The sequence below is a fragment of the Methanosarcina barkeri 3 genome, from assembly GCF_000970305.1.
In the GTDB taxonomy this organism is placed as follows: Archaea; Halobacteriota; Methanosarcinia; order Methanosarcinales; family Methanosarcinaceae; genus Methanosarcina; species Methanosarcina barkeri_A.
The window spans coordinates 243785-256368 of the sequence record NZ_CP009517.1; the positions used below are offsets into that span (position 1 = coordinate 243785).

Genomic DNA, 12584 nt, shown 5'->3' on the forward strand with positions numbered 1-12584 from the left:
GGAAAACACGAGCTTTGCTTATTATAGCTTAATTATTAGAGCTTGGGGGATAAAATGGAAGAATTATCTAATATAGAACAGGAGAGTAAGGAGGTCCGAATTCCAATTGGGCCAATCTATCTTAATGGAGACCTGGATATTCCCACAGGAGCCAGGGGAATTATTGTTTTTGCACGCGGTACTGGGAGCAAAAGCTTAAGTTCACGTGACCAGTACATTGCACAGGAATTTAATAAAAACAATCTCGGAACTCTTTTACTCGATCTCTTGACAGTAGATGAAGGAGGAATCGAGATGTTAAAACGTGATTTTCATTTTGATATAGAAATGCTTTCAATAAGGCTTATTGATGTGAGCAGATGGCTTTTAAACAGGTCTGACACTAAAGGGCTTAACTTGGGCTATTTTGGGACCAATACAGGGACTGCAGCTGCACTAATAGCTGCAAAAGAGCTCAAGGACGTTGTAAAAGCAGTTGCCTCTAAGGGAGGACGACCTGACCTTGCTGAAGATGCTTTAATGTATGTAGAATCACCTACTCTGTTTATTGTAGGCGGAAAAGATGCCGAAGCAGTAGACTATAATAAATGGGCTTTAGATAGAATAGTTATAGCAGACAAGGAACTTAAGATTATTCCAGGTTCTAACAACCTTTTTGAAGAACAGGGAGCTATAGAAGAAGTTGCTCGTTTAGCATGTAACTGGTTTAAAAAATATCTTCTATAAATCAAGTTTTAGAGTAGAAAATGTATCATAGTTTTATGTCACTTTCAGAAGAAACTAATCTAGAAGAGACAGACCGATGCTGGAAAAAACTGAAGAAGTCACAGAAACCAGAAACAAGTTCAGTCAGCATTCCATCTGCCATGGTCTGCGTAATTATTTCCTAGAGCTGGTTTGCATCAAAGTGCTTAAAATTTGAGATAGTAAAGAAAATGTTAGCTTAAATGTTAGCTTATGTATACTCATTGTAAGACATGATTTCTTCCAGAGTTTTCCTTGGTCTGGCGGTAGGCGACTCGTCAGGGATTCCGACAGTCAGTAAAGCGACTACTTTTTTGTCCTGAGGTATCCTGAGTAACCTTTTAACCTCATCTTCGTTGAAAGCGCCAATCCAGCAGGTACCCAGTCCTAGCTCGACAGCCTCCAGAACAATGTGTTCAAGAGCAATGGCAAGGTCAACCTGGTGCCATTTTTGGGAGAGATCCCCTATGCCTGCAATGATATGCGAGGCAGTACCTACGAAAGCCTGATTATTGCAAGCAGTAACAAGCTGTTTTTTTACCTGCTCATTTTCGACAACAATGAACTTCCAGTTCTGCCTGTTTGCAGCCGATGGTGCTAACCTTGCGGCCTCCAGCAGTTTCTCAAGTTTTTCCTGCGGTATACGCTCGCTTTTATACGTCCGTATGCTTCTCCTATCCTTAATCGTATCAAATATGCCCATATCAATCTCACCTGCGGTTGAGGATAATCGATGGTTTTTAATAACTGGTAATAATCGCTACAAAATATATTACTCTCTGTTTGTTAGAGTGGTTATTCGATAAAGCACGGAAGAGCAGTTCATGCGGGAGGAGCTGGAGACAAGTTTAGAGGGAATTTCTACAGAGCTATTTTCTTAGTATGAGTCAGTTATTTTCGCGCGTTAGTAGAAATCCTTTACAAATCCACTTAGTTTCAGAGCGCTATTCATATGTTGTGACGATCTCTTATATATTATAAAACAATTAATATAAATATTGATTATAAGGATATAAACTCAGGAAAATGAAACGGGACAGTGGAACGCTGAAGTTTAAAAGAGGAAGACATGTCTAACATTAAGTGTAAATACGCTTTAAAATGTACTGCTTATCGAGATAATTCGTATACGTGTACAAAAGCTTTTGATAAAAGGTACTGCGGAATCTATAGACAGTTTATAAGTGGGGCTATTAAAGTATATAAGCAAGATTCTAATTCTCTTCAAAAGTCTTACCGTTAACTTTTCAGCTAAGCAATTTTTCGGCTAAGTATTGTAACTCCTTTCTTTAATTTTTCGAAAATTTTCAGCATGTACAGCCATTAGAATTAGACTTAAAATGACATTTTGAGTGACCGTTAAGAGCCGCTTCATTTGCCTTTCTCTCTTCTTTTCTATACAGTTTTTTCTGGCGTCAATATAGAAAAACAGAGTTTGATAGGTTTATAAATTTTCTTTAAATTTCCTCTGTTGACAAAGAAAGCAGAATCTCAAAATTTGATAAATATCCTCTAACAAATGTTTGTGTTGAATCGTTTTTATATAATTATAATTATACTATTTATCGGAGGTGGACAGCAAGGAGAAAAGAGGTAGCTACCTGAATCTCTATTAAGGTTACCTATCAAAATGATAAACAAGAGATTAGGAAATCATGATTGTACGAGTACTGTTTTATCTTGCTAACAAAAATCTTCTCAGGTTTGCAAGGGAAAACAGGAGGAAAATGACTTTGGATACTTTGGAGAGAATACCTGAAATAGAATATAATGCCAGAATATATTGCTCTGATTTATCAGTGAAACCGAACATCTGGAAAGCCAGAGTACTAAAGAGCAAACAAGTCCAACTACTGAACTTTATGGGACAGGTTTTTGGTCAAGTAAACTCACCTGAAGAGCATGTTCTTATAACTTAGATTAAAGGCTCAAAAAGCTCTAAAGTTCAGAAAGCTCTAACGAAAACATATTCCAGTAATGACGAGGCCATTATAGAGTTTGAAAAAGTAAATGGTATGGTGGATCTATGGAAACCAATCCAAATCAAGTCCAGAAGTTTTTGGAAGATGTTTCATATCCCGCAAAAAAACAGGATCTTATTGAGCATGCTAAAAAAAATAATGCGAGCAATAAGGTATTAGAAACTCTTGAAAACATTCCAGACAAAGAATACACCAGAGCCGAGGATGTCAACAAAGAATTTCAAATAAAATAAGTTCCGATAGTTATACTTTACGTGGTTCAGTCTATATCTGCATAAACGGTTGACTAAAGGGTTAAACTTGTATTAGGGGGTTAAGAATGAAAAAGATATCAATAGCTTGTCTGATAGTTTTATGCTCAATTTATTCTACTGGGTTAGCACAAGCACAGTTTGGAGGAGGTGGTTGTAGACCAGTAACGTATTCCGGTATTACACCTGATAGGTTTGAGTGCATGAAGCAGGGTCTTCAGGACTACGGCATCAACGTTCCGTCGGGAGAAAGCGGAGAAATTTCCGGCAATGGGATTACTGCGAATTTTGAATGGGATGGGAGATCAAAGCTTACGATCACAGTTACCGAAAAACCATTTTTCGCTGGCTGCGGGACCATAACTGATAGAATAAGACAGTTTGCGCAAGACTGCGAATAAAATATTATCTTATAGTTATATTTTTTGACATTTTCAATAAATCATGGTTTGATATTTCCTGAGCGAATGGTATCATATACAGTATGATCTACCAGGTCAGTGCCTCGTGACCAGTCATTCGATCATGGATTAATCTTCCCCCGCTGCACAAGATCCTACTCACTACACAAGATCCTTACTATTGAAAGTTTATTTTTATCGCAATTTTTTGCATATTTTTTGTATATTTCTTTGTATATTTCTTTATGCGTTTCTTTGTAAGTTTCCTTGTAAATTTCCTTGTTCATTATTTCTTCGATTCAAAAATACATTCTTTTCCAGAACAAAGTCCTTCACTTTCAAGTTCAAGAGTTGAATGCTCTATATGATGCTCCTCTAATTTGTTTTTAATAGCTTGTCTCATTTTATCCGGTGTTTGTAGATATTTGTCTTCCACAACAACATGAGCTGTTAAAAGGTCGGTTTCTCCTTCCAGAGACCATACATGTAGATCGTGAACCATCTTCACTCCTTCAACCGACAAGATAGATTTTTTAATCTCTTCAATATCGATATATTCAGGGACACCTTCCAGAAGAAGATTCAATACTTCTTTTGCGTTTTTAGAAATTCCCCATAATACAAAAACAGTGAATCCTATTGTCATTATAGGATCGATAACAGGTTTGTTCCAGAACCTCATGATTATTGACCCGGTGAGCAGAACTACCCATCCCAAAATGTCTTCCAGAAGATGCCAGGATAATACTTTCTCACTCTGGCTCATCCCTTTCTTTAATCGAAAATATCCAAGTCCATTTATAGTGACTCCGATGACTGCAATTAAAATCATTCCTTCGGCGTTTACAGGTTCTGGACTGATTAGACGCGGGATAGCCTGAGTAAGTACAAACAACGATCCGGTTACCAGTACAATAATAGTAAATGTTGCAGATAAAAGAGATAACCTTCTGTATCCAAAAGTCATTTTGCTTGTTGCAGGTTTTTTTGCTTTCTTTTCCGCGTACCAGGCTATTATTAACGCAAAACTATCAGCAAAATCATGCAAGGCATCAGCTATCAGTGCTAAGCTGTTTGTTAAGAATCCTCCTATCAGTTCTATGACTGTGAAGATTATGTTCAAAGCTGCAGCAAACCCTACATTTTTTTCTCTATCACCCATATACTCCACCAAATAATTTGCTATCCCCAGTTAAGTTTATCCTGTATTGAAAACAATTTACTATTATCATAAATGTTACTATATAGAATAATGAAAATATGATTCGGAATTATAAAACCTTTCTTGAATTCAAGAAGATGAAATAGGCAACGATGGAAGTAAAATCTATACATTTATTCAATTTTCTAGATTTTTCATTTTTTAGATTTTCCATTTTTTAGATCTTCTGATTTTTTAGATCTTCTAATTTTTAGATCGTCCGTTTTTTAGATTTCTGAGCACTAAGAAAGACGTAGAAATTACAAAGTTTCACGTCGAACCTATTCCAAAGCCAATATAATGCCAGAATAGGAGTTATAATATTGGCGGTAATAGTAGATTAGATAATATTTTGGGATAAGTTCTGTATGTGAAAAAATAAGTCCTGCTTTTTATAATGAAGAAAAAAGATACACAATTTAAAAATAGTCATTAATATTAAAATGTTCTTTGCTAAAAAAACATTTTATATGAGGATATTATTTGCTCGGGACCAATTTTTTATATAGTTTATTTTAAATAAGTTTGGGAATAATTATAGTTTGTAACTCCACGAGAATAAGAGAACAGATTCAACCTCACGAGAGCAAGAGAGTAAACCCAAATAAACGGATAAAAAACGAATGGACAAACCGCTAAGACAAAAAGAAAAAGTCAACAAAAATGGGAACTGACTGGGGTATGTGAGTAAAGAATTGCCTGGAAGATGTTCTAATTCAAAGATATATTGAGGGTATGTCTCTGGATTACTTTACCGGGGGATAGGTAATAAGAACAAAAAATCTTCCAGGTTTTCTCTAATCTTTTTTAACTATTTTTAAACTATTTTTTAAACTATTTTTAAACTATTTTTAAACTACTTTTAAACCACTTTTAAACCACTTTTTACATATAAACATTGGATTTTTTTACTTCCTTTTTATACAGGACTACTGCAAGCAGGCTAACTGCTCCGTAATATACTTCAAAGCCTGGCATTTTCGAGATTTCTTTTTGTTCATCTTGTGGTTCTTTATTCTCTGTATTGTTTTTATTAATTGTCTCAGGGTAATCAACCTCTGTTTTCGTTAATCAGTACTAGAGAAGGATTTACAATTTCAAAGATTATAAGAAAGAGTTTAGCTTAAAACAACTTCACGATACAAGGAAATCCCTTTCCAGATTTTAAGTCCTGCTCAGTTCTACTTTTGAAAAACGTCGCTGGTGTGAAGTTCCATGAAAAAAGCTGTTGTTGTATCGAGAGCAGCATTTCTGTTCTCAAGCTCAAACCTGAGAACATGCCTGCACTTCTGTTTACGGTAGTGAAATGAATGATATCCAGGAACATTGATGTCCTGCAAATACCAGAACTCTTTCCTTTGTTATTGATGAAGGTAAACTTGAGACCACAAATTAGAATGAGTTCAGGAAAGAACCAATGTTCACTGATGTGGAAAAAATTTTTTATTTCAAAGAAAGTCTTTAAAAGGAGTATGACTTGTGCATTTTCAATTGTCTACTAATTGTTCTTTATTCCTATTGTTTTCAAAACTGAATAATGCTTAAGATCCGGTATCGAAAGATTTCGTAGGTTCAAATCCACACTTCACACTGAACTTCAAGGTAATAGGGATCTCATATTTTTAGTGTGCAACTGACAGATTTTTATAGTACACATTTTTCAGATGTTTTCATTTGTCCTCAATGTTTTCATTTGTCCTCAGTTATTATAGCGGATTCAGACAGGTCTCAAGGCAAAAATCATTTGTAATAGTCATATTATTTGACAATTGTCCATGCAATATGTCCATGTTCAGGAGCATGATGTCCGTCCTTACGTCCTTGGAAGTAATGCTTTTCGATATCTTCCGGACTCAGGTCCTCATGGAGACTTAATCCTAAACTTGTAATATCTTCATCCAGAGTTAAGGGATTAAAACCTGTTATTATCTTTTCACCTAGCTTTTGAAAAATTTCCTGCTTTTTTTTCATTATTGGCGACGATTTTTCGGGAATAAACGCGTCCGAATCAAAGTAATCGAAAATAACTGCACTGCCCTCAGGGGCAATATCGGTAATGGAGCGAAGCGTCGAAAACACTTCTTCCCGAGTCAGGTACATGGTAACGCCAAGCCAGCTAAAGAAACTTTTAACACTCGGGTCATAATATGGTGAACGAATGAGTGCTGTTGCTAAGTTTTCCTTTGTGAAATCCACGGGAATGAAATGTAAGTGTGCCGGATGCTCCCATCCTAACTCTGCAAGGCGATGAAGCTTGAGATTTTGTGTAGCCGGATGATCGACCTCAAATACTTCCAAACAATCCATCATTTCTGGACGCCGAAATGCAAAGGTATCCAGCCCTGCTCCAAGAATTACATATTGCTTCACTCCCTGTATGACAGCTTCCTCCAGGACATCTTCCGTATAGCGTGCACGGCTGAGAACGCTGGTTGATTTCGTAACAGATGAAAGGGTAATTGTCTGGTCTGAGGGTGTGACAGTATGCTCAGGATCGTTAAACTGTTTATCCTTACTAAAATGTTGTTTAATCGATAACAGTGCTTCTTGTGGTATCAAATTATAGGCCAGAAAATCATCAAAGATTTTGGGAGTATCATACATCGAGTGATGAGCACGAATACATGCAGTCATGATTGCAGAAAGGCTAGCTTTGTCCTCTTTCATCCGGTCATCTTCCTTTTTACTGTAATTCTTAGGGCTCGAAATCTGATATTTTAAGAAAAATTTTATTGATTTTTAAACAATCAAGGTTAAAGATAAAGATGTTAAGCTCTAACTAGCTTTTTAGCTTTGCTTTATTTCTAGCTTTTTAGCTTTATTTCTAGCTTCTTAACTTCATTTATAGCTTTTTAACTCTAATTTTAACCTTTTAACTATATTTAACTATCATTTTAGTGCTATTTAATGAGATTGACGCAGAATTTTTCGGAAAAATGAAAATAGCAAAAAATCGAGAACAATGCACAGAAACATCAAATGTAGGGGGAAAACAGGAACGTGAAGCTCCTTTTTTCATTTTAATTTTTATTTTTCTGTCAAATTAGGGTTAGAAATTAGATCAATTATTCAAAATTCAAGGTTTTGGGATAGGCTCAATCATAACTCAGTTCTCTTCGTTTTTACCATTAATAGTGGCCACTACCAACTTTTCTCCGAACTTTTCTCCGAACTTTTCTCCGAACTTTTCACCCAATTTTTCACCCAATTTTTCACCCAACTTTTTTCCGAACCTTTTTTTCTCAGTTTTCAACTACTTTTAAGATGTCAGTTGATTAAATAATTGTCTACTTATGTCTTTCAGCGGCTTAATCAAAATTCAAACTGTATAAAAGCATATGTGCCTTTAATTAGGGTCACAAACGAAGCAAAAAAGTCCCAAAAATATTGTATAGCACTGAAAAGCTGAGAAAAGCAGTAAAAGACGAAAAACGATATTTATACGCTTTAACTTTGATTATAATAATGAGTAAAGGGTTCACAAGGTTTGGTCTGCAACAATGAAGTTTATTGCTGGATCAGCTTCTATTCTGTCCTGAATTTGCTTCATTTTAAGCTTACGCGTCAATGAAGTAGATTTCGAGATCGATTTTTAAACCGTCTTGAATTTGCTTCATTTTAAGCTTACAAGTCATGAAGTCTATTACAGGGTCAGGTTTTAGACTGTCCTGAATTTGCTTCACCTCGCAGTTTACGCTATAAATGAAGGATACTACTGGATCGGTTTTTAAGCCGTCCTGAATTTGCTCCACCTTATAGCTACGCGCCAATGAAGTCTAGACATGGGATCAGGTTCAGACTTGCCCTAAATTAGCTTCATTTTAAGCTTACGCATCAGTGAAGTAGATTTCGAGATCGGTTTTCAAGCCGTCTTGAATTTGCTCCATTTTAAGCTTACACGTCAATGAAGTTCATTGCGGGATCGAATTTTACTCTGTCCTGAATTTGCTTCATTTTACAGTTTAGTTCCTTGTGAACAATATATACTATGTAAGTTCCTGTATATAACACTGGCGGTATAATTACTGAGAGTAATACACGTAGTTCGTTTTTTTACCAAGTGTGTCTGTAAATCATCAGTCATATACTCTGTCAATAAGTGTTTATGTCAAATGCTTCACTAATTTTTATATCCTTAAAAAATGCCCTTTGGTTTCTATATATGATTAAAGATCCATTAAGTGTATTTCTTTTAAGAAGAAAACAGATAAAAAAGCTTCTTTAATAAAATAAATCACATGATGAGCAATTAATGGTGATGAATTTCTCAGACGAGGACCAATATGTATTAGTACGATATTAATACGACATTAATACGATACTAATATGATATTATGGTACAAGCTATTATTAACATCGATGACCACACAAACAAAATCCTGAATATAGTTAAAGCAAAGTACGGGTTAAAAGATAAAAGCGCAGCTATTATTAAAACGGCTGAAGAGTATGAAGACATGATTTTGGAGCCAGAATTAAAACCTGAGTACATTGAAAAATTGAAAGAAATAGAAAAAACTGAAGCGATAGACGTAGGCACGATTGAAAATTTGAGAAAACGATATGGTCTCTGATTTTTATGTATAGAGAACTTCGATAAACCTATGCTTTCAGTCTGGTTTACTTTAAATCTGTTCACATTTATTTTTCTTCATGAAAAACATTACTGATTTTGCTCTTAAAGAGGAATACAAGCGTCTTGAATATGTTGGAGACAAACTGGCTGAGATTGATTCTTTAATTGACTGGAAACCTTTTCGTAATATGCAATAGATGAAATGGTAGTAAACAACAAAAGAAGAGTAGTTGAAGAAAAACAATCAGGCGTGATTTTCTTATATGATTATAATCTTGTCCTTTACAGTACTTTAATAAAAATAGACTGAATGAGTTAGTTATATAAAAAATATGTAAGCTTTTCATTTTATTCTGCTCCCCATAAAAACACTTAAATTCTAATAGAGAAAATAGTTCTATTTGTAGTATAATTTGCTGTAGCTTTTATGGCTGGTCTATGCAGATTTAAGTAGAACAGTAAAAAACCCAGAGATCAACAATATAAATTACAATGTTTTTATTTTTTGAAAAACATAAATTATGGACAGTAGTTCCTAGCATTGGTACGAGAAAAAACTGAAAAGCCAGAGTTATTATTAGACAAAGATCTTAGACAAAGATTTGAAATATGCTTGTCTTGACAAAACAATTATGGTAAACCTGTCTATGTGCGTATCTTCATAAACGATAAAGTACAATAGTAGTTTGGGGTAATAAACATGACTAAATTAATGAAAATTGTGGGCTATATTTTAGCAGCGATAGGACTTGCATATGTTGTAAAACACATCATGCACTGTAAGGAACGTTGCTGTTTCTCTGGTTGGCACAAAACAAAAACAGAAGATGAGAAATCAACTGATTCAACTGTATCACACAAAATAAATGTGGAGGATGAAACATCAACCGGTTCAACTGTACCGCATGAAACAGAAGCAGAGGATGAAAAAAGAACTGGTTCAAGGTATGGTTCTAACCCGATCAATTATTAAACCCGGCAGAATAACAACTGCACCAGTAGCTTTTTTTTGTAAAAAAGCTTGACTACAACCTTTTTGTAAAAAAGCTTGACTAAAATTCCTGTAACAATGTATAGAATGTTTTGCCACAAGCTTTTCAAAAGCTTGTGGCAAAACCCTACCTACTTTCCGCAGTAAACTTTTATAAATTCCTATTTTCCTGTTATCGTTTTTCAATTAAATGTTGATTTATTAGAATTTTGCATAGTAGGCAAAAGTATCTATGTAGTGTATTTAGAGACTATGAAACGATATCAAGCAGTTTTCACAATTTTCTGTATAGTCCAAACTAATCAGATCTGTCCAAAAAACGCTATCAGGAAAAATTACTGATTTGTTTTTCGTATGAAAAACTTCTCTAGTTTGTCCTATTTATAATAATCTCACGGTCCATAATGGCTATAATCTATACACTAAAATAAAGTCTTGGATAAGTCAAGACTGGTCAATGCAAATGCTTAAATTTTTATTGCGCACGAAGAAGATCATATTTTTGGGAAGAGCTTTAGTCTCTTTACTTAAAGTTTTTTGGGTAATTATTTTAAAATAACATGAAGGTTAATGTGTTACCTTAGTTTAGCATTTAAGATTTATGCTACTAGCATTTTACAAACAATCACTGTTAACATTTACTGTTAATATCTACTATTAACATCTACTGTTAACATTTACTACCAACATTTGCTACCAACATTTGCTACCAACATTTGCTATTAACATTTACTATTAACATTTACTATTAACATTTACTATTAACATTTACTATTAATCCACCAGGTTTTTCCAGGCTGGACTGTCCGTTTTTCAAATGGAGAAACAAACCGAAAGTCTAGATTCTAGGGAAACAAATTTTAGTCACATGTTTACACTTATAACAAGAAAGAAAAAAAGGGAGAAGTTTACTCATGCAGTTGAAGTTGGAACATTTTAACATAAAAATAGGGCAGCACAAAGTGTTACTAAATATTGCCGACGCAAAGGAACTTGGGGTTAATCCGGGAGATAGGGTCCGTATTCGCGGGCATGAGAGCATTTCTGCAATTGTTGATACAACGGATGATATGGTTCCTCCAGGCACACTGGGATCTTTTTTTGAAGTATACGAGCATTTTCAGGATTGGGATAAGCCAGTCGAAGTTGTTCCTGCATTCCGTTCAAAATCCGCATCCGTGATCAAAAAAATGATGGATAAAAAGCCTGTTGTACAGGATGAAATTAAAACACTCGTAAATGATATTGTAGAAGAAAACCTAAGTGAGATCGAACTCTCGGCTTTTATAACATCTTCCTATATTCACGGAATGACCGATGATGAGGTTGAATGGCTTACAAAAGCCATGATTGAAAGTGGAGACACGATTGAATTTGATACTCACCCTATAATGGACAAACACTCGATAGGAGGAGTGCCCGGAAACAAAATCTCTCTTCTTGTTGTTCCTATTATCGCTGCAAATGGGCTTCTCATTCCAAAGACGAGTTCGAGGGCGATTACAGGAGCAGGCGGAACTGCCGACCTTATGGAAGTGCTTTCCCCGGTAGAATTCAGTTCTCAGGAAGTCAAAGAGATAACCGAAAAAGTAGGGGGTGCGCTTGTCTGGGGTGGAGCTACAAATATCGCACCTGCGGATGACAAGCTCATAAGAGTTGAATATCCTCTCTCCATTGACCCTTACTATCAGATGCTTGCCTCTATTATGGCAAAAAAAGGAGCTATTGGGGCCGACAATGTGGTAATGGACATCCCTGTAGGGCCAAGCACAAAAGTTCCGACTGTTCAGGAAGGGCAAAAACTTGCAAGAGACTTGATTAACCTCGGGCACAGGCTTGGAATGAACGTTGAGTGCGCAATCACTTATGGTTCGTCTCCTATTGGAAGAAAAGTAGGTCCCTCGCTAGAAGTCAGGGAAGCTCTGAAGGTGCTGGAAAGTATGGAAGGTCCAAACAGCCTCATTGAAAAGAGTGCCTCTCTTGCGGGTATTCTGCTTGAGATGGGAGGCGCTGCTCCAAGAGATCGTGGAAAAGAAGTTGCACTGGAAACTCTAAGGAGCGGGAAAGCCCTTGAGAAAATGAAACAGATTATTGAGGCCCAGGGCGGCGATCCGAAGATTACATCGGGTGACATCCAGGTAGGGCAATATACCGCCGACATTCTCGCTTCTGCAGACGGATACGTCATCGAGTTTGACAATAAATGGATAATTGAGATTGCAAGGCTTGCAGGAGCTCCTAATGATAAAGGAGCCGGGGTTGCAATTCATAAGAAAATGGGAGAGTCTGTTAAGAAGGGAGACCCTATTCTTACAATTTATGCTGAAAAAGAGTTCAAGCTCGATACTGCATTGACAACGGCCCAGAGAACAAACCCGATAATTGTTGAAGGTATGCTTCTTAAGAGAATTCCCGGAACTTACGGGTTCCAGTAATCT

The 12584-nt window shown here is 35.9% G+C and carries 13 protein-coding genes and 1 pseudogene; 7 read left to right on the plus strand and 7 right to left on the minus strand.

Going from position 1 to position 12584, the window contains the following annotated elements:
• Positions 1 to 54: 54 nt before the first annotated feature.
• Positions 55 to 726 (plus strand): dienelactone hydrolase family protein, encoded by a 672-nt coding sequence (locus MSBR3_RS01010; RefSeq protein ID WP_048105821.1) that lies wholly within the window; start codon positions 55 to 57, stop codon positions 724 to 726.
• A gap of 229 nt (positions 727 to 955) precedes the next feature.
• Here MSBR3_RS01010 and MSBR3_RS01015 read toward each other — a convergent pair whose 3' ends face one another.
• Positions 956 to 1447 (minus strand): nitroreductase family protein, encoded by a 492-nt coding sequence (locus tag MSBR3_RS01015; RefSeq protein WP_048105822.1) that lies wholly within the window; start codon positions 1445 to 1447, stop codon positions 956 to 958.
• A 1323-nt stretch (positions 1448 to 2770) separates the two neighbouring features.
• Between MSBR3_RS01015 and MSBR3_RS01025 the strand changes: the two genes are divergently transcribed.
• Together MSBR3_RS01025 and MSBR3_RS19145 are read left to right on the plus strand one after the other, a co-directional pair.
• Positions 2771 to 2959: a DUF2795 domain-containing protein gene (locus tag MSBR3_RS01025; protein WP_048105825.1), complete on the plus strand. Its 189-nt coding sequence runs from the start codon at positions 2771 to 2773 to the stop codon at positions 2957 to 2959.
• Between the two features lie 86 nt (positions 2960 to 3045).
• Positions 3046 to 3378 (plus strand): hypothetical protein, encoded by a 333-nt coding sequence (locus MSBR3_RS19145; protein ID WP_080942161.1) that lies wholly within the window; start codon positions 3046 to 3048, stop codon positions 3376 to 3378.
• Positions 3379 to 3664: 286 nt separating this feature from the next.
• On the opposite strand, the gene MSBR3_RS01035 is transcribed toward MSBR3_RS19145, so the two are convergent.
• The 6 genes from MSBR3_RS01035 to MSBR3_RS01045 form a co-directional block, all read right to left on the minus strand.
• The gene (locus tag MSBR3_RS01035) at positions 3665 to 4540 is read right to left on the minus strand and encodes a cation diffusion facilitator family transporter (RefSeq protein ID WP_048105826.1); all 876 of its coding nucleotides are present in this window, start codon (positions 4538 to 4540) and stop codon (positions 3665 to 3667) included.
• A gap of 924 nt (positions 4541 to 5464) precedes the next feature.
• Positions 5465 to 5557, minus strand: a complete 93-nt coding sequence (locus MSBR3_RS20555) for a PGF-CTERM sorting domain-containing protein (protein ID WP_196296985.1) — start codon at positions 5555 to 5557, stop codon at positions 5465 to 5467.
• Positions 5558 to 5760: 203 nt separating this feature from the next.
• Positions 5761 to 5919 (minus strand): hypothetical protein, encoded by a 159-nt coding sequence (locus MSBR3_RS19765; RefSeq protein ID WP_155396629.1) that lies wholly within the window; start codon positions 5917 to 5919, stop codon positions 5761 to 5763.
• Between the two features lie 418 nt (positions 5920 to 6337).
• Positions 6338 to 7213, minus strand: a complete 876-nt coding sequence (locus MSBR3_RS01040) for a class I SAM-dependent methyltransferase (protein WP_230627653.1) — start codon at positions 7211 to 7213, stop codon at positions 6338 to 6340.
• A gap of 472 nt (positions 7214 to 7685) precedes the next feature.
• The gene (locus MSBR3_RS19770) at positions 7686 to 7832 is read right to left on the minus strand and encodes a hypothetical protein (protein WP_155396630.1); all 147 of its coding nucleotides are present in this window, start codon (positions 7830 to 7832) and stop codon (positions 7686 to 7688) included.
• 304 nt (positions 7833 to 8136) lie between these two features.
• The gene (locus MSBR3_RS01045) at positions 8137 to 8349 is read right to left on the minus strand and encodes a hypothetical protein (protein WP_048105830.1); all 213 of its coding nucleotides are present in this window, start codon (positions 8347 to 8349) and stop codon (positions 8137 to 8139) included.
• 564 nt (positions 8350 to 8913) lie between these two features.
• Between MSBR3_RS01045 and MSBR3_RS01050 the strand changes: the two genes are divergently transcribed.
• From MSBR3_RS01050 to MSBR3_RS01060, 4 genes and pseudogenes are all read left to right on the plus strand, one after another.
• Entirely contained in the window at positions 8914 to 9153 is a 240-nt protein-coding gene (locus MSBR3_RS01050; RefSeq protein ID WP_048105832.1) for a DUF2683 family protein, read from the plus strand.
• A gap of 79 nt (positions 9154 to 9232) precedes the next feature.
• A pseudogene (locus MSBR3_RS20795) lies at positions 9233 to 9340 on the plus strand (IS5/IS1182 family transposase); the annotation flags it as partial.
• A gap of 515 nt (positions 9341 to 9855) precedes the next feature.
• Positions 9856 to 10128, plus strand: coding sequence for a hypothetical protein (locus MSBR3_RS01055; protein WP_048105834.1), 273 nt, complete (start codon positions 9856 to 9858; stop codon positions 10126 to 10128).
• Positions 10129 to 11060: 932 nt separating this feature from the next.
• Entirely contained in the window at positions 11061 to 12581 is a 1521-nt protein-coding gene (locus tag MSBR3_RS01060; protein WP_048105836.1) for an AMP phosphorylase, read from the plus strand.
• The last annotated feature ends 3 nt before the right edge of the window (positions 12582 to 12584 follow it).

Bases quoted from the DNA above. Each gene is read 5' to 3' on its own strand.
- MSBR3_RS01040 (WP_230627653.1), bottom strand. From the start codon at position 7,213: ATGACTGCATGTATTCGTGCTCATCACTCGATGTATGATACTCCCAAA.
- MSBR3_RS19145 (WP_080942161.1), top strand. From the start codon at position 3,046: ATGAAAAAGATATCAATAGCTTGTCTGATAGTTTTATGCTCAATTTAT.
- MSBR3_RS01060 (WP_048105836.1), top strand. From the start codon at position 11,061: ATGCAGTTGAAGTTGGAACATTTTAACATAAAAATAGGGCAGCACAAA.
- MSBR3_RS01015 (WP_048105822.1), bottom strand. From the start codon at position 1,447: ATGGGCATATTTGATACGATTAAGGATAGGAGAAGCATACGGACGTAT.
- MSBR3_RS01025 (WP_048105825.1), top strand. From the start codon at position 2,771: ATGGAAACCAATCCAAATCAAGTCCAGAAGTTTTTGGAAGATGTTTCA.
- MSBR3_RS01035 (WP_048105826.1), bottom strand. From the start codon at position 4,540: ATGGGTGATAGAGAAAAAAATGTAGGGTTTGCTGCAGCTTTGAACATA.
- MSBR3_RS01010 (WP_048105821.1), top strand. From the start codon at position 55: ATGGAAGAATTATCTAATATAGAACAGGAGAGTAAGGAGGTCCGAATT.
- MSBR3_RS01055 (WP_048105834.1), top strand. From the start codon at position 9,856: ATGACTAAATTAATGAAAATTGTGGGCTATATTTTAGCAGCGATAGGA.
- MSBR3_RS01050 (WP_048105832.1), top strand. From the start codon at position 8,914: ATGGTACAAGCTATTATTAACATCGATGACCACACAAACAAAATCCTG.
- MSBR3_RS20555 (WP_196296985.1), bottom strand. From the start codon at position 5,557: ATGCCAGGCTTTGAAGTATATTACGGAGCAGTTAGCCTGCTTGCAGTA.